Origin of the sequence: Streptomyces ochraceiscleroticus (assembly GCF_000720485.1) — a bacterium.
GTDB classification, from domain to species: domain Bacteria; phylum Actinomycetota; class Actinomycetes; order Streptomycetales; family Streptomycetaceae; genus Streptomyces; species Streptomyces ochraceiscleroticus.
Map to the genome: position 1 here is coordinate 137,109 of NZ_JOAX01000021.1, position 24,874 is coordinate 161,982.

Below are 24,874 nucleotides of genomic sequence, written 5' to 3' on the forward strand. Positions count from 1 at the left end.
GGCGTCGGAAAGGATCACCCCACAGAGCTCACTCGGCGCCTGGCTCTCAGGTATGACAGCGGCGGTCCGTACTACCCGAGAGGGATGCCCCGGGCTCACTCCCCCGCGACGACGAGGCCCGCTTCGTAGGCGAATATCGCGGCCTGCGTACGGTCCCGCAGGCCGAGCTTGACCAGGATGCGGCCCACATGGGTCTTCGCGGTCTGCTCGGCGATGACCAGCTCGTTCGCGAGCTCGGCGTTGGACAGGCCGCGCGCGATGAGGCACAGCACCTCGGTTTCCCGCTGGGTCAGGTCCCCCACGCGTGCCCGCCGCGGCCTGCGCGGGGCGTGCGACCGGGCGAACTCCTCCATCAGCCGTTTGGTGATGGTCGGTTCGATCAGCCCGCCGCCCTCGTGCACCGTGCGGATGGCGTTGGCGAGTTGGTGCGCGGAGGACGTCTTGAGCAGGAAGCCGCTCGCGCCGGCCCGCAGCGCCTCGTAGACGTACTCGTCCAGATCGAATGTGGTCAGTACGAGGATCTTGGCGGCGCTGCCGCCGGCCGTGATCCGCTGGGTGGCTTCCAGGCCATTGAGCCGCGGCATCCGGATGTCCATGAGGACGATGTCCGGCTCGATTTCCTGGACCAGCCGGACGCCGTCCTCACCATTGTCCGCCTCGCCGACGACATCGATGTCGGGCTGCGCGTTGAGAAGAATGGCGAAGCTCTCGCGGATCATTGTCTGGTCGTCCGCGATCACTACCCGGATCGTCATGTGCCCTCGCTCTCACCGGAACGCAAGGGAAGCGTCGCGCTCACTTCGTATCCCCCGTCCTCTCGATGTGCTGCCCGGAAGGACCCCCCGAGCATGGAAACCCGCTCCCGCATTCCCAACTGGCCGTGGCCGGACCCCGGTCGGGGTGTCACCGGACCGGCCGGCGGTCCATTCGACACCCGCACCTCGATCTCGGCCGGCCCGTATGCCAGGGTGACGTCGACCCGAGAACCCGGGGAATGCCGCAGTGCGTTGCTCAGCGCCTCCTGGGTGATCCGGAAGGCGGACAGCTCGACTCGCTTGGGGAGTTCACGGGGAGCGCCGCGCACTTCGGCGTCGACGTGCAGTCCCGCCGAGCGGACGTTCTCCAGGAGCTCCTCGAGGTTGTCCAGACCGGGCTGCGGCACATAGCGGCTGTCCGTGTCCTGCTCGTCCGACCGGAGCGTGCCCAGCAGATGGCGCATCTCGGTCAGGGCGGCCAGCGCGTTCTCCCGGATGCCGGCGAAGCTCTCGCTGAGCTCCTTGGGCGGATCCGGCACCCGGTAGGGCGCCGCCTCCGCCTGGACGGCCACGACCGACATGTGGTGGGCGACGACGTCGTGCAACTCCCGGGCGATACGGGCCCGTTCTTCCAGGACCGCGCGGCGGGCACGTTCGTACGCGGTCAGGGTTTCCTGCCGGCGGAGCTGCCGTCGGGCCCGGACGTTCGAGCGGACGGCGGCCAGCAGCGTCAGGCCGATTGCCGAGGCCGCGGCGTACAGCGGGAGGTTGTGGCCGGCGTCGGGAGGCGTGGCCCAGCGCTGGAGGGCGAGGCCGGTGACCACGCTGATCACCCACTGCGCCGCCGCCACCCGAAGCGCCAACTGCCAGGCGGCGACGAAGGTGACGGCGAGGTGCACGAGCAGCGCGGCCCCCGTCCAGGGCGAGGGCAGCCCCGCCGTGTCCGGCCCGGCGAGCGCGGCACTGGTCAGCGCGTAGGCGACCGTGGCCGCCAGGGAGAGCCACCAGGCGATCACGGGGCGGACGAGGGAAAGCGGCAACGGGAGGGTCTGCGCGCAGGCGAGGACGGCGTACAACGCGAGGGGCAGCCGCAGCCGGTCCGCCATGAGAGTGCCACTGGACACCGCGAGCGTCGCGGCGACGAGTGCGGCAACGCCGACGAAAAGCCGACCCCGGAGTCGTTTTCTGGGGCGGCGCGGATCCTTCCGGGGGCCTCTCGAAAAGTCGCAGAGTTCCCGGGAGATCGCCCGGAACATATCCAGGGCATGAGTCATCGGGCGGAATTCTTCGCCCGGTCGCGGCGATACCCACTTCCGCATCCTCGTTCGCTCCCCCACTCGCGTGACGCTACCACGATCACCTGGGAAGACCCACTGCGCTGCGTCACGCCTGCCTCACGCTCAGCGATCAGTCATGTGGCTGTCAAGTTTTCGGCCGCTCCCTACACTTGGCCCTCCGCCCCTGGCTACTGTTGATCGACTACCACCCCTCGGGGGACTCAGTAATGGGGAGGAATAATGGGAGAACGGCTGAGTTTCAAGATCCTCGGCCCCCTGTCCATCACCGTGAGAGGAAGAAGTACGACCGTCGGCGGCGCGCGCCAGCGTACGATTCTTTCGCTTTTGATTCTCAACCCCGGCCGCATTGTCCCGATGGACACTCTGGTCGAGGTGGTCTGGAACGGCAGACCGCCGACCACCGCACGCACACAGGTGGCAATCTGCATAGCCGCGCTGCGCAAGAAATTCAAAGCCGAGGGCGTCGACGAAGACATCGTTATCACGGCACACCCCGGCTATCTTCTCAACACCGAGGGCCACGACGTGGATTCGGTGGAATTCACCCGGCTCGTCTCCGCCGCGGAGCAGGCCGTCAAGAATCAGCGGTTGGACGAGGCCGCACAGTCCTACAAAGCGGCGCTGGACCTGTGGCGGGGGCCCGCCCTGGACGGCGTGACCGGCCAACTGGTCGAGGAGGAGGCACGCCGGCTGGAGGAACTCCGGCTCAATGCCTTTGACGACGGTACGGCCGTGCAGTTAGAGCTGGGCAACCACCAGGCGGCGATCCCGGAGCTGGCAGCGGTGGTACGCGAGCACCCCCTGCGCGAGCGCACGCGCTACCACCTCATGCTCGCCGAATACCGTTCGGGCCGCCGGGCCGAGGCCATGGCGACCTTCCGCGACGCGCGCCGCCAGCTCGTCGAGGAACTCGGCCTGGAGCCGGGGCCCGACCTCCAGGAATTGCACGACGCCATCCTGCGGGACGACCCGGCACTGGCCCCGGCCACGCATAATTCCTTTGCCACCGCGACCAAGCACCAGACCCTGATGCCGACCGTCCACTCCAGCCTGCCGCCCGACATCCCGGGTTTCGTCGGGCGGGTGAAGGAACTGGCCGCACTGGACTCCCTCGTGGCGAATGACGACACCCGGCGAGGCGTCGGCGTAAGCCTGATCACCGGGGCGGCCGGCGCCGGCAAGACGGGGCTCGCCCTGCACTGGGCCCACCGCGTCCGCGAACAATTCCCGGACGGCCGGCTCTTCGCGGATCTGCAGGGATACGAGAGCGACGACACGCTGCCCGTCAGCGATGTCCTCAACCGTTTTCTGCGCTCGCTCGGTGTGCCGAGCCAGCAGATTCCCCCCGATCTGGAAGAACGCTGTTCCCTTTACCGCAGCCTCCTCGCCGACCGGCGCGTCCTGCTGGTCCTGGACAATGCGCGGACCTACGCGCAGATACAGCCGCTGCTGCCGAGCTCGGGCGGGAGCTGCGTCCTGGTCAACAGCCGCGAACAGCTCGAGGGACTGGTGGCCTGGCCGCCGGAGGCCCGGGTGCACCTGGGCCCGCTCCCCGACCCCGACGCGACGGAGCTGCTCGGGAAGATCGTCGGCACGGCCAGGATCGCCGCGGCCCCGGCCGAGTCCGCGCGCCTGGTCGAGCTCTGCGACCGGCTGCCGCTGGCGCTCCGGATCGCCGCGGCCCGGCTCGCCTCCAAACCGCACTGGACCGTACGCCACCTGGCCGACCGGTTGGGCGACGAGCGGCGGCGGCTGGACGAGCTCAGCCAGGGCGAGACGCAGGTCCGGGTCAGCTTCGGGCTCAGCTACCGGCATCTACCCGAGGACGCGGCCCGTCTGTACCGCCTCCTCGGGCTCCTGGACGTGCCCGACTTCACCGCCTGGACCGGCGCGGCCCTGCTGGACACCGACCTCCTCGACGCGGAACGGCTCATCGAGCACCTCGTCGATGCCCAGCTCCTCGAAGCGCTGGGCATCGACACGACCGGGCACCTCCGCTACCGGTTCCAGAACCTGCTGCGTCTCTACGCACGGGAGCGCGCCCATGAAGAAACGCCGCCCGGCGAACGCCGGGAGGCCGTCGACCGCGTTTTCCGCACCTTCCTGACCATTGCCGAGGAGGCGCACCGGCGGGACTACGGCGGGGACTTCACCGTCATCCACAGCGAGGTGCCGCGCCGGGAGATCGATCCCGCGTTCCTGGACGACCTGCTCACCGTGCCGCTGGACTGGTTCGAGGCCGAGCGGCTCGGCCTGGTCGCGGTGATCGAGCAGGCGGCGCGCCTGGGCATGGACGAGGTCGCCTGGGACCTGACCGCGTCCATGGTGACGCTCTTCGAGACCCGCAACTACGTGGAGAACTGGCGGGTCTGCTGCGAACACGCCCTGGCCGCCGCCCGCACGGCCGGGAACGTGCGCGGTCAGGCCGCCATGCTGCACGACCTGGGCGCGGTCGAACTGCGACTGCGCAGGATCGACCGGGCGGCCGCCAGCTTCCACGAGGCGCTGCGCCTCTACGAAGCGGCCGAGGACGCCCACGGCCAGGCGCTGACCCGGCGGAACATCGCGATCACCGATCGGATCCGGGGCGATCTGGATCTCGCGATGCAGCGGCTGGAGGAGGCACGGGCGACGTTCCGCACCGTGGGTGACCGCTCCTCGGAGGCCCATGCGCTGAACAACATGGCGCAGATCGCGCTGGACCGCGGCCGGCCGGCCTCCGCGGTACAGCTCGCCCTGGAGTCCGTCCGTATCTCCCAGTCGATCGGCGCGGGTGGCGAACGGGGCCTCGCGCAGGGATCCCACCGGCTGGCCCGCGCGTATCTCGCGCAGGGGCAGCTCGAGTTGGCGGAGGCGACGTTCCTGGAGGTCGTACGGATCGTCAAGGAGAAGTCCGACCTGGTCGGGCTCGCCTACGCACTGCTCGGCCTCGGTGAGACAAAGCTGGCCGCCGATGGCTCCCCGGAGCAGGCCGACGCCGTACTCAACGAGGCGCTGGAGATCAGCCGGCGGATCGACAGTCCGCTGGTGGAGGGCCAGATCAACCTGGCCCTCGGGGAGTCCTGCCGCCGGCAGGGCCGGTACTCGGCGGCGCGGACGCATCTGCTCACCGCCCAGCAGATCTTCACCAGCGTGGGGTCGCCGCCCTGGCAGGAACGGGCCCTGCTCCGCCTGGACGCGCTGGATGCCGATCCCTTCACCGGGGGCGGGTTCGAGCACCGCATCTCGGTCCCCGAACAGCGGGCGCCGGCGGGTGTGCACGAGGGATGAGACCGGCCGTGGCCGGTCCTCCGCCGGCGAGCGCGCGTCCCGCTCGCCGGCGGAATTCCTTGACGGGCGCCTGCCGAACCGCGAAGAACCGCGGGAATTATCGTTTGCCTTTCGCCGCGGTCGAGTTCGGATTTCCCGAAGCCATTCGATAACGAAACAATAGGTCGGATGGCTACTTTCCTGGTCAGCGAGATCGTGGTCGAAACGACCGATCCATGACGGAGACGTCACTTGCGCCCGGGAGATCCGATTGTCCACTTCGTACATTCCGACGCGGGACCGCGCCGACCATGAGCTGGCGCACCGGCTCGCCGAAGCCGCGGGTGCGCTGCTGCTCGCGCTGCGGGCGGAACCCGGCCGGACGACGCGGCTGAGCGCGGAGGGCGACCGCCGCTCCAATGAGTTCCTGCTCGCCGCGCTCGCGGCGAAGCGGCCGGGCGACGCGGTCCTCTCGGAGGAGTCCGCCGACGACCCGTCCCGGCTGTCCGCGCGACGTGTGTGGATCATCGACCCGCTGGACGGCAGCCGCGAGTTCGGCGAGGAGGGGCGTACCGACTGGGCGGTGCACGTCGCGCTGTGGATCGACGGGGCGCTGGCCGCCGGCGCGGTGGCCCTGCCCGCGGTCGGCAGGACTTTCTCCACCTGGCAGGCAGTCCAAGCCGCCCCTGATCCCGAGCAGTTGACGCTGCTCGTGAGCCGGAGCCGGCCGCCCGCGCTGGTCGGCGATCTCGCCGAACGGCTGAATGCCCGGCTGCACCCCATGGGGTCGGCGGGCGCCAAGGCCATGGCGGTACTGCGCGGGGCCGGGTCCGCCTATGTGCACGCGGGCGGCCAGTACGAGTGGGACTCGGCCGCTCCCGTCGCCGTGGCGCTGGCACACGGTCTGCGGGTCCGGCGGCTGGACGGGTCGGCGCCGCGGTACAACCAGCCCGACCCCTCGCTGCCCGATCTGGTGATCTGCCGACCGTCGGCGGCGCCGGAACTCTGGGGCGCCCTGGACGCGCTCGCGTCGCACATGTGAAAGCCGCACACAGGAAAAGGAAGTGAGATGCTCAACGTCATCGGCGTGGGGTTCGGCCGCACCGGAACGAATTCCCTTCAATTGGCCCTGGAGCGGCTCGGATTCGGGCCCTGTTATCACATGCTCGAAGTCATTCGGCATGCCGATCATCTGCCTCGGTGGCGCCATGCGCTGAGCGCCGACAAGGTCGAATGGGACCGTGTCTTCGACGGTTACCGGTCCTCCGTCGACTGGCCCGGCTGTGCGTTCTGGCGGGAGCTCGTCGAGACCTTTCCCGAGGCGAAGGTCGTGCTGACGGTACGGGACCCGGAGCGCTGGTACGCGAGCGTCAAGAAGACCATCTTCGCCTCCGGGGAGGACAGCGAGGGCCCCGCGCTGCCGCCGAACGGCCTCAGCCCCGAGGCCGTGGAGTTCACCTCCTTCATGGGCGGCGAGCTGCTGCCGCGGATCATGGACGACGGCCGGGGAGGCCGGCTGGACCAGGCCGACGAGCAGCGGGCCATCGAGACCTTCGTCCGGCACAACGAAGAGGTCCAGCGCGTCGTCCCGGCCGACCGCCTGCTGGTCTACCGGGTCACCGAGGGCTGGGGACCGCTGTGCGAGTTCCTGGACGTGCCGGTGCCCGAGGAGGAATTCCCCCACGTCAACGACTCCGGCACGTTCCGCCGCACCTTCGAGGGTGCCTTCGCGGAGCGGCTCGGGCTCACCGTGCCCGGCACCGCGGGCTGAGCGCCGCACCCGGAGGAAGCGATATGACGTGCCAACACCGCGGCGCGACGGTCTGGCTGACCGGACTGCCGAGCGCGGGGAAGACCACCATCGCCGGAAGACTGGGGGCGCGGCTGCGCGCCGCCGGCCACCGGGTGGAGGTCCTCGACGGGGACGAGATCCGTACCTTTCTCTCGGCGGGCCTGGGCTTCTCCCGCGCGGACCGCGACACCAATGTCCAGCGGACCGGCCTGGTGGCCGAGCTGCTCGCCCGTAACGGCGTCCTCGTGCTGGTACCCGTCATCGCCCCGTACGCCGACAGTCGCGCGGCGGTCCGCGCGCGGCACAAGGCCACGGGCACTCCGTACCTGGAAGTGCATGTGGCCACTCCGGTGGAGGTGTGCATCGAGCGCGATGTGAAGGGCCTCTACGCGCAGCAGGCAGCCGGCCGGCTGTCCGGGCTGACCGGGGTCGACGACCCCTATGAGCCGCCGAAGGAACCGGACTTGATCCTCGATACGCATCTGCAGTCACCGGCGGAGTCGGCGCGTGCCGTGCACGCGGCACTGACGGCGAGGGGGCTCGTATGACCACCGCGGCACGGGCCTTCACGCTCAGCCATCTGGACGCGCTGGAGTCCGAGGCGGTGCACATCTTCCGCGAGGTGGCGGGCGAGTTCGAGCGGCCGGTGATCCTCTTCTCCGGCGGCAAGGACTCCATCGTCATGCTGCACCTGGCGCTGAAGGCGTTCGCGCCCGCGCGTACAGGACTTCATCGACCGCGGTGAGCTGCGCGAGCGCCCGGACGGCACCCGCAACCCACTGCAGACCGTCCCGCTGAACGCCGCCATCGAGCAGCACCGCTTCGACGCGGTGTTCGGCGGCGGCCGCCGGGACGAGGAGAAGGCCCGCGCCAAGGAGCGGATCTTCAGCCTGCGGGACGAGTTCGGCGGCTGGGACCCGCGTCGGCAGCGGCCCGAGCTGTGGAACCTGTACAACGGCCGGCACTCCCTCGGTGAGCACGTCCGGGTCTTCCCGCTCTCCAACTGGACCGAGCTGGACGTCTGGCAGTACATCGCCCGCGAGAAGATCGAGCTGCCCGCGATCTACTACGCGCACGAGCGCGAGGTCTTCGCCCGCAACGGCATGTGGCTGGCGCCGGGCGAGTGGGGCGGGCCCAAGGAGGACGAGCGGGTCGAGAAGCGGCTGGTGCGCTACCGCACCGTCGGCGACATGTCCTGCACCGGCGCCGTCGACTCCGACGCGGCCACCGTCGCGGCCGTCATCAGCGAGATCACGGCCAGCCGGCGCACCGAACGCGGTGCCACCCGCGCCGACGACAAGCTGTCCGAGACAGCCATGGAAGACCGCAAACGCGAGGGGTACTTCTAGCCATGCCGACCGCCGATCTCGAAACGGGCGCGCCCTCGCTGCTGCGCTTCGCCACCGCCGGCTCCGTCGACGACGGCAAGTCCACCCTGGTGGGCCGGCTGCTGCACGACTCCAAGTCGGTACTGGCCGACCAGTTGGAAGCCGTCGAACGGGCCTCTCTCGGCCGCGGCCAGGACACCCCCGACCTGGCGCTGCTCACCGACGGGCTGCGGGCCGAGCGCGAGCAGGGCATCACCATCGATGTCGCCTACCGCTACTTCGCGGTGCCACGCCGCCGCTTCATCCTCGCCGACACTCCGGGCCATGTGCAGTACACCCGCAACATGGTCACCGGCTCCTCCACCGCCGACCTGGCAGTGGTGCTGGTCGACGCCCGCCACGGCGTCGTCGAGCAGACCCGCCGGCACGCCGCCATCGCCGCCCTGCTCCGTGTCCCCCGCATCGTCCTGGCCGTCAACAAGATGGACCTGGTCGGCTACCGGGAGTCCGTCTTCGCCGCGATCGCCGAGGAGTTCACGGCCTACGCGGCCCGGCTGGGCGTCCTGGCTCCGGGGCCCGGGGGCGCCATCCCGGAGCAGTGGTGCACCGCCATCCCGGTCTCGGCGCTGGCCGGTGACAACGTGGTGACCCCGTCGGCCCGCATGGACTGGTACGGCGGCCCCACCGTGCTGGAGCACCTGGAGACCGCGCCGGTCCTCGCCGACCCCGCCGACGCACCGGCCCGCTTCCCGGTCCAGTACGTCATCCGCCCGCGGACCGCCGAGCACCCCGACTACCGCGGATACGCGGGGCAGCTCACCGCCGGTGTACTGCGCGTCGGTGACGAGGTCGCCGTGCTGCCCTCCGGCCGTACCAGCGTCATCGAGGCCATCGACGTCCTCGGCAGGCCCGCGCGGACCGCCCGGGCACCGCAGTCCGTCACGGTCCGCCTCGCCGACGACCTCGATGTCTCCCGCGGCGACCTCATCGCCCCGGCCGGGCGCGCCCCGGCCCTCACCCAGGACGTCGAGGCGACCGTCTGCCACCTCCACGACCGCCCGCTGCGGCCCGGTGACCGGGTGCTGCTCAAGCACACCACGCGTACGGTCACGGCGGTCGTCAAGGACATCCCGTCCCGGCTGGCCCTCGACGACCTCTCTTCGTGCCCGGCGCCCGGCGAGCTGGCCGCCAACGACATCGGCACGGTCCGGGTGCGTACCGCCGAGCCGCTGGCGCTCGACTCGTACGCGCGCTCCCGTCGTACCGGTGCCTTCCTGCTGATCTCCCCGGCCGACGGCGCCACGCTCACCGCCGGCATGGCCCACTGAGCCCATGTCTCCCGCCACCACCGCGGCCGTACGGCTGGCCGGAGCCACGAAGACCTTCGGCGGGACGCTCGTCCTGGACGACGTCGACCTGGAAGTGGCACCGGGGGAATTCGTCTGTCTGCTGGGCCCGTCCGGCTGCGGGAAGTCCACCCTGCTGAGCCTGCTGGCCGGCCTCGACCGGCCCTCGTCCGGCCAGGTGTCGACGGGCGGCGGGCGCCCGGCGTTGATGTTCCAGGACCACGCGCTCTTCCCGTGGCTGACGGCCGGCCGCAACATCGAGCTCGCGTTGCGGCTGGCCGGGACAGCCGACCGCGCCGAGCGCCGCACCGAAGCGATGCGGCTCCTCGGTCTCGTGCAACTCGCGGACGCCTACGGCAAACGGGTGCACACGTTGTCGGGCGGCATGCGGCAGCGCGTCGCCCTCGCCCGCGCCCTGGCCCAGGGCAGCGAACTGCTCCTGATGGACGAGCCGTTCGCGGCGCTGGACGCCATGACCAAGGAGGTGCTGCACGAGGTGCTCATCGGGATCTGGGAGCGCCGGCGGCCGGGCATCGTCTTCGTCACGCACGACATCCGGGAGGCGGTCCGGCTGGGCGGCCGGGTGGTGCTGCTGTCCTCCCGGCCGGGCCGGATCGCCCGCGAATGGCGGGTGGACCTCCCGCACCCGCGCCGGTCCGAGGACCCCGCCGTCCTGGAGCTGGCCATGGAGATCACCGGTCATCTGCGCGAGGAGATCTGCCGGCATGCCCGTGACTGACCTCGGTGCCGTCCACGACAGCCCGGTCTCGAAGGACCTCTCGTCGGGGGATCTCTCCGCGGGCCTGGACGTCCTGGACGCACCGGCCGCCCCGGCCGTGCCCTCCCTGTTCCACCGGGCCCTGACGAGGGTGACGGCCCCGGCCCTCGCCGTCGTCTTCGTCCTGGTGGCATGGCAACTGGCCACCGCCTCGGGCCTGTTCACGAGACTCTCGTCCCCCACCGCGGTCCTGGACGAGCTGATCGGTCAGGCGCGGGGCGGCACCCTGCTGCCCGCTCTGGGGCGGAGCCTGGGCCGGGCCGCGTCCGGCTTCGCCGCGTCCGTGTTGGTGGGTGCTCCGCTCGGCCTGCTGGTGTACCGGGTCGGCGCGGTACGGACCGTACTGGCTCCGGCCCTCTCGGCGTTCCAGTCGCTGCCCGCGGCCGCCCTGGTGCCGCTGGCGGTGGTGGCGTTCGGGGAGTCGGAACGGGCGGTGTACGCGGTCGTCCTGCTGGGTGCCGTGCCGTCCCTCGCCATGGGTGTGGTCAGCGCCTTCGACCAGGTCCCCGTGCTGTTGCGGCGGGCCGGGCGGACCATGGGCGCCACCGGCCTGCTGGCGGTCCGTCATGTCCTGGTGCCCGCCGCGCTGCCCGGGCTGATCGTGGCGCTGCGCCAGGGGTGGACCTTCGGGTGGCGGGCTCTGATGACAGCGGAGCTGATCACCGCGACCCCGCTGCCCGGGGTCGGCCGGATTCTCGACGCCGGAAAGCAGCAGGGCAGTTTCGCGCTCGTACTGGCGTCGGTGGCGCTGATCCTGGCCATCGGCGTGCTCGTCGAGGCAGGGGTGTTCCGGCCGGTGGAGAAAAGAGTGCTGCGGCGCCGCGGCTTGTGACAGCGCGCGGACGAGGCACGGAGACGCACGGACGACGTACATCAGAACGGAGAGTCGATGACCGAGCAAGAGCCCCTTTCCGTCCCGCATGCAGACGGCAGCAACACGCTTTTCGAGTGGCTGGCCGGCATGCGGGCCGACAATCCGGTATGGCAGGAGGGGGACGGCCCATACCACATCTTCCGCTATGCCGATGTGCAGCAGGTGATCGCCGACCCCAAGGTGTTCTCCAATGACACCAGCCGGGTCCTGCCGCATGTGAAGCCGCTGACCGAGGGGCATATCAACGCGATGGACCCGCCGGAGCACGGAAAGCTCCGCCGGCTGGTCAATCAGGCATTCACCCCGAATACCGTGGACAAGCTGGAGCCCCGCATCACGGCCGTGACGAACGAGCTGCTGGCCGATATCGGCAGCGAGCGGTTCGACTTGGTCGATGTGCTCACCTATCCGCTGCCGGTGATCGTGATCAGCGAACTGCTGGGGATTCCGGCAACGGACCGGGAGCTCTTCCGCAAATGGGCCGACCGGTTCATGAATCTCAGCAGACCCAAGGACCGGAAGGACGTGGTGGCGAATTTCCAGGCGGCCACCCGGGAAATGGATGAATATCTGCTGGAGCACTGCCGGCAGCGCCGCTCGGCGCCGAAGAACGACCTGATCAGCAAGCTGGCGACCGCAGAGGTGGACGGCGAGCGGCTCAGCGACCACGAGGTGGTCAAGTTCGCCGGCATCCTCTTCCTGACCGGGCACCTCACCACGACACTGCTGATCGGCAATGCCGTGCAGTCCCTCGACAGCAATCCGGAGTCGCTCGCCGAGCTCCGCGCCGACCGCTCCCTCATTCCGTCCGCGGTCGAGGAAGTGCTCCGCTTCCGCTCGCCGTTCACGACCGTGAGCCGGGTGACGGTGACCGACGTCGAGGTCGGCGGGCGGCTCATCCCCGCCAACCGCATGGTCACCCCGTGGGTCATCTCCGCCAACCATGACGAGGCCCACTTCCCGGAAGCGAGCCGCTTCCTGATCCGGCGCACCCCCAACCGGCACGTCGCGTTCGGCCGCGGCGGGCACTTCTGTGTCGGAGCGCCCCTGGCCAGGCTGGAGGCCCGGATCGCGCTCAACGCGCTGCTGGACGCCTTCACCGAGCTGCGGGTGGACCGCGATACGCACATCGACTACCACGCGCGCGGAATGTACGGCGCGAAGAACCTGCCCGTGGTGGCCCGACGGGCCTGACAGGAACGGGCAAAACGGACGGAAACAGCAAGGCGGGCAGTGCGACCGGGCTCGGGGAGCCGGAACCGGTCGCACTGCCCGCCTTCGGGGGCGGGGAGCCGCTCAGCCGGGGAGGTTGAAGAAGATCATGGGGTTGTCGGTGCTCTTCTTCACCGGCTCCGCGAGCCCGAGGTCGCGCTTGACCTCGGTGAGCTGCTCCATGGCCTCGGGGGCCTTGGCGAGGGAGGGCGTGAAGTACTCGACGTTGTGCTCGTCCAGCCACTTGATGACGACCGAGCCCTCGCTCATCGGCTTCGGCCGGCGGCCGTGGTACACGTCGTGGACGCTCGTGGGGATGCCTCGGGGGACCGCCGGGAAGAGGTTCTCGGTGTACCAGCGGGCGAATCGCGCGCCGTGGTCGGCGTCGATGAAGAGGTAGTCGGTGTTGCCCGGGATCTTGTCGAGGTGCTGGCGGACGTCGCCCATCGTGAACGTCCAGCGGTCGGCTGCGAGTTCGGCCGGCACGTTGCTGACGACCTTGTCGACGATGTCGAACGAGTACAGGTGCCCGATGCCGTTGTCGCGCAGCGCGCTCAGGATCCACATGGTGGACCAGCCGTAGAAGGTCCCGATCTCCACCACGCGCTCCGGCCGGTGATCGCGCAGCAGCAGATAGGTTATCTCCGCCTCGAGGTCGTCCAGTTGCGCCTTCATGGTCTTTCCGCGCCGCTCCAGAAAGGCGCGCTGACTGTCGCGCACCTCCCTGAGATCGCTCTCGTATTTCTGATAGAGCTTGCTCAGCGAATCGACCGAGACGACGTCCATTGCCCCTCCAGGACCTTGCGGGTTAGCCGACCGGCCACGCTACGCGACGCCGGCATCGTCTCGTTATCGTCCGGATTTTAAGGAATTGCCAATGCCTCCCGTGGGGCTTCGATAACGAAAGGAAAAGGTGCCCGGCTAGCTTCGCTGCGGGCAATCCGGCCAGTTCCTTCGACACAGGAGTCAAGAGTGATCAACTCTGTTGTCATCGTCGGCGGCGGCACTGCGGGGTGGATGAGCGCCTCGTATATGAAGGCCGCATTCGGAGACCGCATCAACGTGACCCTGGTGGAGTCCGACCGGGTCTCCAGCATCGGTGTCGGAGAGGCCACGTTCAGCACTGTCCGGCATTTCTTCGACTATCTCGGCCTGGACGAGCGCGACTGGATGCCGAAGTGCGCGGGGTCGTACAAGCTGGGCATCCGGTTCGAGAACTGGCGGGAGCCCGGGCACCACTTCTACCACCCGTTCGAGCGGCTGCGGACCTCCGACGGTTTCACCCTCGCCGACTGGTGGCTACTGGAGGGCGACCGCAGCCGGCCCTTCGACCGCTCCTGTTTCCTCACGCCGTCCCTGTGCGAGGCGCAGCGGTCCCCGCGCATGCTCGACGGCTCACTGTTCGCCGGCGACCTCGACGGCTCGCTGGGGCGCTCGACGCTGGAGGAGCAGCGCGCCCAGTTCCCGTACGCGTACCACTTCGACGCGGGTCTGCTGGCGCAGTACCTGACGACGTACGGGACCGACCGCGGGGTGCGGCACGTCGTCGACGACGTGGTCGACGTGGCCCGCGACGAGCGCGGCTGGCTCACGCACGTGACCACGCGCGAGCACGGTGAGCTCGCCGGTGACCTGTTCATCGACTGCACCGGCTTCCGCGGGCTGCTGATCAACCAGACGCTGGAGGAGCCCTTCGAGTCCTTCCAGGACGTCCTGCCGAACAACCGCGCCGTCGCCCTGCGGGTACCGAAGTCCGACCAGGCCACCACGGGGATGAACCCGTACACCACCGCGACCGCGATGGACGCGGGCTGGATCTGGACGATCCCGCTGTTCGGGCGGCACGGCAACGGCTATGTGTACTCCGACGAGTTCTGCACCCCGGAGGAGGCGGAGCGCACCCTGCGCGCGTTCGCCGCTCCCGGGCAGGACGACCTGGAGGCCAATCACATCCGCATGCGGATCGGCCGCAACCGCCGCTCCTGGGTCAACAACTGCGTGGCGATCGGCCTGTCCAGCGCCTTCGTCGAGCCGCTGGAGTCCACCGGCATCTTCTTCATCCAGCACGGCATCGAGCAGCTCGTGAAGCACTTCCCGGACGAGCACTGGGACCCGACGCTGGTCAACTCCTACAACGACCGGGTCGCGCACGTCCTGGACGGGGTGAAGGAGTTCCTGGTCCTGCACTACCGCACGGCGCAGCGTGACGACACGCCGTACTGGAAGGAGACCAAGACCCGCGCCATCCCGGACGCGCTCGCCGCCCGCCTGGAGATCGGGGCCTCGCAGCTCCTGGACGAGCACACCATCTACCCCTACTACCACGGCTTCGAGCAGTACTCGTGGATCACGATGATGATGGGCATGGGCCATGAGCCCGCCCGGCCGCGCCCGACCCTCGCGCACACCGACCCGACCGGAGCGCGCGCGGCGTCGGCGCGGCTCAAGGCCGACGCGGAGCGGCTGGTGAAGGCCCTGCCGAGCTGCTACGAGTACCTCGCTTCGATCAACGCGGCCGGCTGAGCACGGCCCGACCACCGCAGCCCTGATGCCCGTACCGGCCGCCACGCCAGGTACGGGCATCGGCACCCCTCCCTCCCGCACAGCTTCCCGTTCCCTCCTGAAGGGCGACCGCGCATGGCCACCCGTGTGCCCGCATTCCGACCCGCCTCCCACCCCGAGCTCGGTCGCGCTCCGGCTGCGGCACCGCCCGGAACGCCGGTGCCGCTCGCCGGTTTCCGCTCGCTGATGAGCGCGTTCGCCACCGGGGTCGCGGTGGTCACCACGCTCGGCGCCGACGGTCTCCCGTACGGTCTGACGTGCACGTCCCTCGCCAGCGTGACGGCCAGTCCGCCGATCCTCTCGGTCTGTCTGACCACTCGGGGCGAGACCCTCCGGGCGCTGCGGGACCGCGGGACGTTCGCAGTGAACCTGCTGCACGAGCGGGGGCAGCGGGCCGCCGAGATCTTCGCGGCTCCGGTGGCGGACCGGTTCGCCGAGGTCGGCTGGGAGCCCACGCCGACGGCGGGGCTGCCACGGCTGACGGACGACGCCTTCGCGACGGCCGAGTGCCGGGTGTCCCGGCTGCTCGACGTCGGCGATCACACCATGGTGCTGGGCATGGTGACCGAGGTGGTGCAGATGCCCGCGACGCCGCTGCTGTACGGAGGCCGGCGCTTCGCCGCCTGGCCCGACGGCCCCATACCGCAGCCGGATCCCGCCGCCGAAGCGGCGTCGCTGCCCTCGTCCTTCCGGGGCTCGCCATGCTGAACACCGTGGAACTGGCCGCCGGGAGCGGCGGGGCCGGGTTCGATCCGGTGGCGCGCTTCCTGCTCGCCGTCGCGGTGATCGTGCTGCTCAGCCATCTGCTGGGCACCCTGCTGGGCCGCATCGGCCAGCCGCTGGTGGTCGGCGAGATCCTCGGCGGGCTGCTGCTCGGCCCCTCGGCCCTGGGGTGGATCTCGCCCTCGGCACAGGCATGGCTGCTGCCGCCCGAGGTCGTCTCGACGCTCGACATGGCGGCCCAACTCGGCCTGGTCACCTTCATGTTCCTGCTCGGGTGCGAGCTGCGCATGGAACGCCCGGACGGCCCGGGTAAGAAGGGGAACAAGGGAAACAAGGCTGTCGGGGTCGCCGTGCTCGGCGGGATGGGCCTGCCCTTCCTGACCGGTCTCAGTGTCGCGGCCGCCGCGCCCGCCCTGCTGCGCGGCTCCACCCCCTCCCAGGGCGCATATCTGGCCTTCGTCGGACTCACCATGTCGGTGACCGCCCTGCCGGTACTCGCCAGAATCCTGGTCGACCTGCGGATGGACCGCTCTCCGCTGGGCTCGCTCGCGCTGGCCGGCGCGGCGGTGGGGGACGGCGTCGCCTGGCTCGCCCTCACCGTCATCCTCACCCTGACCAGCTCCGGCGGGGCCCTGCACGTCGCGGCCACCATCGGCACGACCCTGGCGCTGGTCGCACTCACCGCGCTGGTGGTCCGCCCGCTGCTCGCCGCGGTCGTACGGAGGGCCGAGCGGCGGCCCGGCGCCGAACGGCTGCTCCCCCTGCTGCTCGTCGGCGCCATCGGATACGCCACGATCACCCATCTGCTGGGGCTCCACCCGGTGATCGGCGCCTTCCTGTTCGGCACGGCCGTGCCGCGCGACTCGCCGGTCACCACCTGGATGAACGAGCAGCTCCAGGGCTTCACCCTGGCCGTACTACTGCCGCTCTTCTTCGCCGGGGTGGGCCTCCATGTCACGGTCGGCGCCCTCGGCCTGGACCCCTGGGTCTGGCTGGCGTTCGCGGGAATCGTGCTCGCGGCGACCCTGAGCAAGATCATCGGCGCCGGTGGTGCCGCCAGGCTGATCGGCATCGAACGGAACGAGGCGCTGCGCTTCGGGGTACTGATGAACTGCCGCGGCGTCACCGAACTGGTGGTGGCGGGCATCGGCTGGCAGCTCCACCTGATCAGCACGACCGGCCTGACCGTACTCGTCCTGATGGCGCTGATCACCACCGCCATGACCGGGCCACTGCTCAAGTTCCTTGGCGTGCGGGCCCCTTCACCCGACGAGGCCGCGCCCCGGCCGCGCGCGACGGCACCCGCCGTTCCGGCCGCTACCGCGTCCTCGGACATGACCGGCGCGTCGGCCGGATCATAGGTCCGGGCGGCGCCGGCTGGGATGATGGCGCCATGGATGACTCCCGCCACTCCCCACCCGAGACGCAGGCCCGCACCACCGGTATGCCCGGCCTGCGCGAGGTACTGCGCGGCCTGCGCAGCGTGTGGAAACTGCTGCTGCAGCGCCGGACTTGGCAGCACATCGCGTACGCGCTGTTCCTGCCGTTAGGACTCGCCCTCATCGTCGGGACCATGCGCCTCATGAAGTGGGAACGGGCCGGTGACGGAGGTGGCATCGGCCCGTTGGTCCTTCTGGTGGCCATCGCCGTGGTCGCGCTGTGCGGTCCGCCCTTCGAGCGGGGCCGGGCCCGCATGCTGCTCGGCGAGGAGATCGGCCGTGGCCCGCGCGAGGGCCGGATCAAGCGCGGAACGGCCTTCTTCTTCGCCAATCTGGCGCTGGGCAGCGCCTCGTTCGCCGTGGTCATCGGCTGGGTGATCGTCTCCCTGCGGAACCTCAGCTACCCGTTCTGGGGGTGGGTGCCCTACCCCGATCCCGCGTGGGGCGGTCCCACTCCGCTCGGCGCGGTCTCGCTGCACTTCGCCGCCGGCGTGGTGACGTTCTTCGGGGCGCCGTGGCTGGTCATCCGGCTGACCCGGTGGCAGGTGCAGGTCGCCCGCCGCCTCATCGGTTCCGGCTGAGGGCCCGCAACGGACACTGCCTCGACGGTTCAGGGAACCGTCGAGGCAGTTGTGCGTCCCGTACGTGGTCTCAGTCGAGCACGTAGCCGTCGGCGTCCCGGCAGCCGCGGGAGCGGCGCAGGTCCGTGAGGACGAAGCTGCGCTGCAGCCAGCGGTCGCGGCCGTCGTAGCGGGGGGTGAAGGCGGTCCGGCCGTGCACGGTGACCCGGTTGTCGACGATGGCCAGATCGCCCGGCTCCAGCAGGGCGGTCTGCGCGGTCTCGCCGAACGCCGCCTGGAGTTCCGCCATCGCCCGCGCGGCGCGCGGGGTGAGCGGCTCGGTGGCCGCGAAGTCCACCCGTACGTCAGGGTCTTCGGGCGCGCCGGACAGCACCGGCTGCGGCGCGGTACCGCCGCTTCCGGACCCGAAGGACGGCGGGGCCGAGGTGACGAACTCCGGCCGGTACAGCGTCTCCCGGCTCTCCTCGGACAGCAGTGGCAGCGCCTGGCGGATGCACGCGGTACGCAGTCCGGCCACCCGGTCGTGGTCGGCGCGCAGGCACAGCAGCATCACGAAGTCCGGGCGGTGCGGGTGGAAGGCGTTCTCGTTGTGGAAGGTGAGCAGTACGGACCCGGCGTTGCCCTGGAAGTCCTCCTGCCCGGGGACCGGGACGACGTCCTGGACCAGGGCACCGCTCTTCTCCGGGCGGAAGGCGGCCGGGTCGCCGAGGCCGGCGGCGATCATCAGGAGTACCGCGGCGGGCACGCTGGCGCCGCGCTGCACGGAGCCCTTGACGCTCGGGGTCGGGGGCAGCGCCGGCTCGTCCACCGGCAGCCCGCGTACCAGTACCGAACCGGTCGGGCCCGAGGCCCGGCGGAAGTCGAGCAGCGGGCGGCGCAGGGTGCTCGGCAGGTCGGACCAGGCGTCGCGGGCCGCGGCGACCCATCTCGGATCGTCGACGCGCCCGTCGGCGACGGGGGCCAGCCGCCGTGCCGTGTCCGCCGTCCGGGACGCGGACGCCGGGTCCACGGATATCACCGGGGTGGTGGTGCCGGGATCGGAGGTCACTGTCATCGATTCATCGCTTCCATGGCCTCGGCGACGGACCGGGGACGCATATCGGTCCAGTGGGCCTCGATGTACGCGAGGCTCTCCTCGTGTCCGCTCTCCTCCTGGGACACCGTCCAGCCGCCCGGTACCTCGGCGAAGGCCGGCCACAGGGAGTACTGCCCCTCGTCGTTGACGAGCACGAGGTACCGGCCCTCGGGGTCCTCGAACGGGTTGGTCATCGCTGACTCGCTTTCTTCGTGAGGGAACGGGCCGGAACGCTGTCGGCGTCCTGGTGTCCGTACAGGTCCTGGACCCAGTTCGTCTGGTAGACGGTGTCGAGGTAGCGCTCCCCCAGATCCGGGGAGATGGCCACCGAGGTGAGTGCGGCGGACCCCACCTCATGGGTGGTGAGCCAGGAAGCCGCGCCGGCGACGATGGTTCCCGTGGAGCCGCCGAACAGGAAGCCGCGGGCGGCCAGTCGGTGGCACATCTGCACGGTCACGGCCTCGGGTATCAGCACCACGTCGTCGATGTAGGACTCGTCGAGCAGCGGCGGGCGCACCCCGGCGCCGAGGCCGGGGATCATCCGGGTGCCCGGCGGGCCGCCGAAGGCGACCGAGCCGACGCTGTCCACGGCGACGATGCGGACGCCGGGCCGGAACTCCTTGAACCACCGCGCGCAGCCCATCAGGGTGCCGGTGGTGCCGGCGCCGACGAAGAGCACGTCGAGGCCGGGGAAGCGGCGGGCGATGGCGGGTGCGGTCAGCCGGTGGTGCGCACGCCAGTTGTTGGCGTTCAGGTACTGGTTGAGCCACACATAGCGGGAGTCCTCCGCGCAGAGCCGTTGGACGTGGTCGAGCCGGGCGCCGAGGAACCCCTTGTCCGGGTCCGCTTCGGTGACGATGTGCACCTCGGCGCCGAGCGCCTCCATGAGCCGCCGGGAGCCGAGATTGCAGCGCGAATCGGTCACGCAGACAAAGCGGTATCCCTTGCTCGCGGCAATGGTGCTCAGTGCCACGCCCAGATTTCCGGACGAGGATTCCACCAGGGTCGATCCGGGCGTGAGCACGCCGGCCCGTTCCGCCGCTTCGACCATGGCGAGCGCGGCCTTCTGTTTGATCGAGCCGGCGAAATTGAAGCCTTCGCACTTGAGGAAGAGCGCGGTGTCGAGCATCGGCTTCAGATCGACGAACAGATCTTCTTCATTGAATTCGTGCGGAGCCGAAATGACCGGCACACTACCCCCCGTACTGCGGATCGGCCGACGGTGCGGACCGGTCAGCCATAGCGGCGCATCTCGTGGAAGAAGCCGTCGATGACCGTCAGGTCTCCCGAGGCGCGCAGGGTGTCGTAGACGTGCCTGCCGAGCGCCAGGTCCAGGACTCCGAGCCCGAAGGGCGAGAAGATCACCGGCCGGTCGGCGGGCATCTCCAGCTCGCCGCTGAGCACGTCGTAGAGGGTGCCGGCCACGAAGTCCCGGTTGCCGACCCGCTGTTCGGTCAGGTGCAGGGACGTATTCGCCTTCAGGCAGTGGTCCACGTCGTCCACGACGTTGGTGGCGGCGAGGACCACCTCGGGCGACAGGTCGCGCAGCGAGACGTTCAGGACCAGCGGGTTGTGGGAGAACCAGCCGGGGTCCGTGACGTGCGGCTCGCCGGCGACGGTCGCGAAGACGACCACGTCGCTGGCGCGGATCAGCTCCTCGGCACTTCCGTGCACGGTGACGCCGCCCTCGGCGCCGGACCCCTTCAGATAGCCGGCGAAGCCCTCGGCGTGCTCCGGCGACAGGTCGTACACACCGGTGTCCTCGAACGTCCAGCCGGTGCCGGTCAGGTAGCTGTGGATGTACCTGGCGATCAGCCCGGCGCCGAAGAAACCGATCGTCCTGGGGCGCGGGCGTCCCGCGGTGAGCCGGTCGGCGGCGAGTGCGGCCGAGGCGGCGGTGCGCGCGGCGCTGATGATGGAGCTCTCCAGGCACGCCAGCGGATAGCCGGTCTCGTGGTCGTTGAGGACGAGGACGGCGGAGGCCCTGGGCAGTCCCGCGCTCACGTTGTCCGGGAAGCTCGATATCCACTTGATCCCGTCGACCTGCACGTCACCGCCGACGGAGGCGGGCAGCGCGATGATCCGTGAGTTCGGGCGGTCGGGGAACCGCAGGAAGTACGAGGGCGGGTTGACGGTCTCGCCCCTGCCGTGGATGCGGTAGGCGGCCTCGATCGTCTCGGTCGTGCGCCGGTGCGCTCCGTCCAGGACGCGCTGCACGTGGGTGCCGGGGATCACGGCGAAGGAGGGCGCCGGCGCGGCGGGTTCGGGGGAAGGTGACATGTGCGGTCTCCGTAGCGGGCATGGGTGGCGGGGCTGATGTGCGGCTCAGGACAGGACGTGTCCGGGGAGCCGCGTGGGGTTGCCGAGGATCACGGCGATCTCGCGGTCGCCCTCGTACGCCTCCCGGCTGTGCGCCATCCGCAGGTTGTCGAGCAGCAGCAGGTCGCCGGCCTGCCACGGCTCGCTCCGGGTGGCCGCCCGGTAGGCGGTGTTGATCGCGTCGACGTCCGCGGCGGGGATCGGCGTGCCGTCGCCGTAGGCGGTGTTGAACGGCAGGGAGTCGGGCCCGTACACGTCGGTGAGGTAGGCGCGGATCATCGGGTCGAGGGTCAGCTCGTTGAGGAACGCGGCCTGGTTGAACCAGACCGGGCGGCCGTTGCCGGGGTGGTCGAGCACCGCGGCCCGGCGCTGGCGAGTCCGCAGCGCGCCGTCCGGCAGCCAGGCGCAGTCGATGGCCGCGTCCCGGCAGTACTCCTCGACGCCCTCGGGGTCGTCGGTACCGAACGCCTCGCTCCAGGCCACGCCCACCTCGCGGTAGGTGCGGGTGAGCTGCCAGCCGTCGCGGGCGAACCGTGCCACCAGGTCGTCGGGGAGGGCGCGCAGCACCTCCTGGGAGTCGGCGACGGCCGTGGCACCGCCCTCCCGTGGCACGGTCAGCGCGCCGAACAGCAGGAACGAAGGTACCTCGGCGGCGTAACTCAGCTCGTGGTGCATGCAGATCGGCTCGTCGGCGGGCCACTCGGAGGACGAGTAGACGGCCGGCTGGTACTCGCGGCGGGGGGCGAAGCGCTCCCGCTCGGCCATCGGTTCGATGCCGAGCGCGACGGCCGTGCGGGCCATCGCGGCCGGTGAGTCGATCCCGAGGCCGCGCAGCAGGACGGCGCCGTGCTCAGTGATGGTCCGGAGCACCTCCGTGCGGTGGGCCAGGGCCCGGCCGGGGGCGTCGCCGCCGGTCTCCGGCAGGTGCAGGACGGGCAGTATGCCCGGCGGTAGCGGGGACACGAGGGGGGAAGCCATGGAGCCTTCGGCTGAGGCGGACGTCATCTTCTCGGTGTCTCCCTCGGTACGAGTGGCGCGGCGTCGGCGGACGCGGACGGCTGCGGCGGGGGCTGCTCGGCGAACCGGCGGTCCAGCAGTTCCGCCAGGTCCGCGAGGACGGGGTGCGCGGCGAGCTCCTTGACGGAGACGAGCCGGTCCAGGGCGATCGCCAGGCGTACGGCGGTCAGCGAGGTGCCGCCGGTCTCGAAGAAGTGCGCGGTGCGGTCGATGTGCTCGACCGGCACCTTGAGGACCTGCGACCAGGCGGCGGCGATCCGGCGTTCGCTGTCGGTGACGGGTTTTCCGGGGGTGCCCGGCAGCTCGTCGGCGGCGGTGGCCTGCGCGGCGAGCGTCTTCTTGTCGATCTTGCCGTTGAGGGTGAGCGGCAGTGCTTCGCGGCGCTCCAGTCGCGTGGGGACCATGTAGTCGGGCAGCAGGCCGTCGAGCCGGGTGCGTACCTCCCGTGGTTCCGGGCCGTCCGGCGCCGCGTAGTACCCGACGAGGTACCGCCCCTCTCCGGAGCCCGCGGCGACGACCGCCGCGTCCCGCACCCCGGGCACTTGCAGCAGCCGGTTCTCGACCTCGCCGATCTCGATGCGGAATCCGCGGATCTTGAGCTGGGCATCCCGGCGGCCGTGGAACTCCAGCCGCCCGTCGGGGGTCCAGCGCCCGAAGTCCCCTGACCGGTAAAGGCGTTCGCCGGTCCGGTGCGGGTCCGGCAGATACGCCTCCTTGGTGCGGGCCTCGTCGTTGATGTATCCGCGGCCCACGCACACGCCGGAGAAGACGATCTCGCCGGGTGCGCCGAGCGGCACCAGGTCGAGGTGCTCGTCGACCACATACGCGCGGACGTTGCGCACCAGCCGCCCGAGGGGCACCGTGGGCCCGTCCGGCGCCCGGCGCATGACTTCGTGATTGGTGTCGTCCGAGGTCTCGGTAAGGCCGTAGGCGTTGACCAGGGCCACGTCGGGGAAGGCGGCGAACCAGCGCTCGGCGAGCTCCTTCTTCAGCGCCTCGCCGGTCACCGACACACAGCGCAGGTCCGGCAGCTCCCCCTGCCTGCCCTCCAGGTGGGCGAGCAGCACTTCGAGGTACGAGGGGACGAGCTGGACCACCTCGACCCGGCCGGTGCGCAGGATGTCCACGAACCTGCCGACGTCGAGGACTGCCCCCTGTTCCACGATGTGCGTGGTGCCGCCGGTCATGAGGGCCGCCACGAGCTGCCACAGCGAGATGTCGAAGCACTGCGGCGCCACCTGGGCGACGGTGGTCCCCGCCACGATGCCGAGGTCCTCGGTCTTGGCGAGGAGATGGTTGAGGAATCCGGCGTGCTCGCACATCGCGCCCTTGGGCTCGCCGGTGGAGCCCGAGGTGAAGTAGATGTACGCGAGCTGGTCCGGCGCGACCGGCAGTTGCGGGTCGTGGTCGGGGAGGTCCTGGCCGGCGAGGTCGTCGAGCCGGATCACCTCGATGCCGTGGCCGGTGTCCAGGGCCGCGAGCGCGCGGTCCAGGCCGTGGTCCGCGCCGTGCTCGGTCAGGAGGTAGCGGCAGTCGCTGCGGCCGAGCATGGCGGCGATCCGCTCGGCGGGGAAGTCCGGCTCGACGGGGAGGTAGACCCCGCCGGCCTTGAGGACTCCGATCACCGCGCCGAGCCAGCCGAGGGTGCGCCCCGTCACCACGGCGACGACGTCCTCGTCCCCCAGCCCCGCGCGGCGCAGCGCCCGGGCGACACGGTTCGCCGCCCGGTTCACCTCGTCATAGGTGAGGCTGCGACCGCCCTGGACGGCGGCCACGGCGTGCGGCTGCCGGCGCACGCGCTCTTCGAACAGCTCGTGGAACCTGCGGCCGGGCAGGGGCTTGGTGACGCCCGCGAACGCCGCGGTCTGGAAGCGCCGTTCCTCGTCGGAGAGCAGGCTCTGCCGGTCGTGTGCCGCCAGTGGGTCAGTGGCGATGCGGCGCAGCGCGGTGGTGTAGTACCCGGCGATGCGCACCGCGGCCCGGTGGTCGAGGACTTCGGTGCGGTGCCGTACGACGAGCGCGCCGCCCTCGGGGAAGACCGCCAGCACCACACCGGCGGGCAGCTCCATGGCCCGCTCGGCCACCACGGTGTCGAACAGCGTTGTTTCCGCGCCCTGTTGAGGCCGCGGCGCCTGGGCGGCGTGCCGCAGGATGTCGCGGCGGTGGCGGTCCGCCGTCTCGATCAGCTCCTGCCAGGTCCCTTCCCCGACGCTCACCCGCGCGGGCAGCGGACCGGCCTGCGCTGCCGGGCCCGCGGGCAGGTAGCCGGTGAGCGCCTCGCGGTCGCCGGTCAGCGCCGCGACGACCTTCGCGTGCACGGCGAGCAGTACGGCACCGTGGGCATCGGCCCCCGCCGGCAGCGCTGCCCGGTATTCCGCCACGCCCCGCTCCGGCCGCGCCGAGGCGGTCCAGGCCGGCAGTGGGGTGATTCCGCCGGCGTCGAGTACCTCGCGCCAGTACTTTCGACCGGCCGCCGCGCCGTTTTCGTCCGCACCGTCCCGCACGAGTTTCGCCTCCACCCGGGAT

At 70.7% G+C, this 24,874-nt stretch carries 21 protein-coding genes and 1 pseudogene; 13 read left to right on the forward strand and 9 right to left on the reverse strand.

The window, feature by feature from the left end:
• Positions 1 to 95: 95 nt before the first annotated feature.
• Positions 96 to 755 carry a response regulator transcription factor gene (locus IG84_RS0125180; RefSeq protein ID WP_031061632.1) on the reverse strand — a complete coding sequence of 220 codons (660 nt, stop codon included), beginning with the start codon at positions 753 to 755 and terminating at the stop codon, positions 96 to 98.
• The gene (locus IG84_RS0125185; protein ID WP_245659595.1) at positions 752 to 1,879 is read right to left on the reverse strand and encodes a sensor histidine kinase; all 1,128 of its coding nucleotides are present in this window, start codon (positions 1,877 to 1,879) and stop codon (positions 752 to 754) included. Before IG84_RS0125185 ends, IG84_RS0125180 begins: the two co-directional genes overlap by 4 nt.
• A gap of 393 nt (positions 1,880 to 2,272) precedes the next feature.
• Here IG84_RS0125185 and IG84_RS0125190 point away from each other — a divergent pair, with 393 nt between their 5' ends.
• The 9 genes and pseudogenes from IG84_RS0125190 (at position 2,273) to IG84_RS0125230 (ending at position 12,614) form a co-directional block, all read left to right on the forward strand.
• Complete coding sequence (locus tag IG84_RS0125190) at positions 2,273 to 5,323, forward strand: AfsR/SARP family transcriptional regulator (RefSeq protein ID WP_078649354.1); 3,051 nt, start codon at positions 2,273 to 2,275, stop codon at positions 5,321 to 5,323.
• Positions 5,324 to 5,573: 250 nt separating this feature from the next.
• The gene (locus IG84_RS0125195) at positions 5,574 to 6,344 is read left to right on the forward strand and encodes a 3'(2'),5'-bisphosphate nucleotidase CysQ (RefSeq protein ID WP_245659596.1); all 771 of its coding nucleotides are present in this window, start codon (positions 5,574 to 5,576) and stop codon (positions 6,342 to 6,344) included.
• A gap of 27 nt (positions 6,345 to 6,371) precedes the next feature.
• A complete protein-coding gene (locus IG84_RS0125200; protein ID WP_037800840.1) occupies positions 6,372 to 7,073 on the forward strand; it encodes a sulfotransferase family protein in 702 nt (233 codons plus the stop codon).
• 23 nt (positions 7,074 to 7,096) lie between these two features.
• A complete protein-coding gene (gene cysC / locus IG84_RS0125205) occupies positions 7,097 to 7,642 on the forward strand; it encodes an adenylyl-sulfate kinase (protein WP_031061643.1) in 546 nt (181 codons plus the stop codon).
• A pseudogene (gene cysD / locus IG84_RS38190) lies at positions 7,639 to 8,443 on the forward strand (sulfate adenylyltransferase subunit CysD). The gene cysC and the pseudogene cysD overlap by 4 nt, the downstream one beginning before the upstream one ends.
• 2 nt (positions 8,444 to 8,445) lie before the next feature.
• Positions 8,446 to 9,750 carry a sulfate adenylyltransferase subunit 1 gene (locus tag IG84_RS0125215; RefSeq protein ID WP_051862362.1) on the forward strand — a complete coding sequence of 435 codons (1,305 nt, stop codon included), beginning with the start codon at positions 8,446 to 8,448 and terminating at the stop codon, positions 9,748 to 9,750.
• Between the two features lie 4 nt (positions 9,751 to 9,754).
• The gene (locus tag IG84_RS0125220) at positions 9,755 to 10,507 is read left to right on the forward strand and encodes an ABC transporter ATP-binding protein (protein ID WP_031061648.1); all 753 of its coding nucleotides are present in this window, start codon (positions 9,755 to 9,757) and stop codon (positions 10,505 to 10,507) included.
• Positions 10,494 to 11,378, forward strand: a complete 885-nt coding sequence (locus IG84_RS0125225) for an ABC transporter permease (RefSeq protein ID WP_031061723.1) — start codon at positions 10,494 to 10,496, stop codon at positions 11,376 to 11,378. Before IG84_RS0125220 ends, IG84_RS0125225 begins: the two co-directional genes overlap by 14 nt.
• A 57-nt stretch (positions 11,379 to 11,435) precedes the next feature.
• Positions 11,436 to 12,614, forward strand: a complete 1,179-nt coding sequence (locus IG84_RS0125230; protein WP_031061652.1) for a cytochrome P450 — start codon at positions 11,436 to 11,438, stop codon at positions 12,612 to 12,614.
• A 102-nt stretch (positions 12,615 to 12,716) separates the two neighbouring features.
• On the opposite strand, the gene IG84_RS0125235 is transcribed toward IG84_RS0125230, so the two are convergent.
• Positions 12,717 to 13,418 carry a class I SAM-dependent methyltransferase gene (locus IG84_RS0125235; RefSeq protein ID WP_031061655.1) on the reverse strand — a complete coding sequence of 234 codons (702 nt, stop codon included), beginning with the start codon at positions 13,416 to 13,418 and terminating at the stop codon, positions 12,717 to 12,719.
• A 186-nt stretch (positions 13,419 to 13,604) separates the two neighbouring features.
• On the opposite strand from IG84_RS0125235, the gene IG84_RS0125240 reads away from it, so the two are divergent.
• From IG84_RS0125240 to IG84_RS0125255, 4 genes are all read left to right on the forward strand, one after another.
• A complete protein-coding gene (locus tag IG84_RS0125240; protein ID WP_031061659.1) occupies positions 13,605 to 15,155 on the forward strand; it encodes a tryptophan halogenase family protein in 1,551 nt (516 codons plus the stop codon).
• A 198-nt stretch (positions 15,156 to 15,353) separates the two neighbouring features.
• Entirely contained in the window at positions 15,354 to 15,902 is a 549-nt protein-coding gene (locus tag IG84_RS0125245; protein WP_051862364.1) for a flavin reductase family protein, read from the forward strand.
• The gene (locus IG84_RS0125250) at positions 15,896 to 17,278 is read left to right on the forward strand and encodes a cation:proton antiporter (protein ID WP_078649358.1); all 1,383 of its coding nucleotides are present in this window, start codon (positions 15,896 to 15,898) and stop codon (positions 17,276 to 17,278) included. Before IG84_RS0125245 ends, IG84_RS0125250 begins: the two co-directional genes overlap by 7 nt.
• Positions 17,279 to 17,310: 32 nt before the next feature.
• Positions 17,311 to 17,937: a sensor domain-containing protein gene (locus tag IG84_RS0125255; protein WP_031061669.1), complete on the forward strand. Its 627-nt coding sequence runs from the start codon at positions 17,311 to 17,313 to the stop codon at positions 17,935 to 17,937.
• 70 nt (positions 17,938 to 18,007) lie between these two features.
• On the opposite strand, the gene IG84_RS0125260 is transcribed toward IG84_RS0125255, so the two are convergent.
• Genes IG84_RS0125260 through IG84_RS0125285 form a run of 6 tightly spaced genes read right to left on the reverse strand, consistent with a single transcriptional unit; the run spans position 18,008 to position 24,852 of the window.
• Positions 18,008 to 18,991, reverse strand: a complete 984-nt coding sequence (locus tag IG84_RS0125260) for a clavaminate synthase family protein (protein WP_031061671.1) — start codon at positions 18,989 to 18,991, stop codon at positions 18,008 to 18,010.
• Complete coding sequence (locus tag IG84_RS0125265; RefSeq protein WP_031061673.1) at positions 18,988 to 19,206, reverse strand: MbtH family protein; 219 nt, start codon at positions 19,204 to 19,206, stop codon at positions 18,988 to 18,990. The genes IG84_RS0125260 and IG84_RS0125265 overlap by 4 nt, the downstream gene beginning before the upstream one ends.
• Positions 19,203 to 20,204 (reverse strand): 2,3-diaminopropionate biosynthesis protein SbnA, encoded by a 1,002-nt coding sequence (sbnA, locus tag IG84_RS0125270; protein ID WP_031061675.1) that lies wholly within the window; start codon positions 20,202 to 20,204, stop codon positions 19,203 to 19,205. The genes IG84_RS0125265 and sbnA overlap by 4 nt, the downstream gene beginning before the upstream one ends.
• A gap of 41 nt (positions 20,205 to 20,245) precedes the next feature.
• Positions 20,246 to 21,292: a 2,3-diaminopropionate biosynthesis protein SbnB gene (gene sbnB / locus IG84_RS0125275; RefSeq protein ID WP_031061677.1), complete on the reverse strand. Its 1,047-nt coding sequence runs from the start codon at positions 21,290 to 21,292 to the stop codon at positions 20,246 to 20,248.
• A 45-nt stretch (positions 21,293 to 21,337) separates the two neighbouring features.
• Positions 21,338 to 22,309, reverse strand: a complete 972-nt coding sequence (locus IG84_RS0125280) for a TauD/TfdA family dioxygenase (protein WP_245659597.1) — start codon at positions 22,307 to 22,309, stop codon at positions 21,338 to 21,340.
• 23 nt (positions 22,310 to 22,332) lie between these two features.
• On the reverse strand, positions 22,333 to 24,852 hold the full coding sequence (locus IG84_RS0125285) for a non-ribosomal peptide synthetase (protein WP_078649367.1): 2,520 nt from the start codon (positions 24,850 to 24,852) through the stop codon (positions 22,333 to 22,335).
• Positions 24,853 to 24,874: the final 22 nt, after the last annotated feature.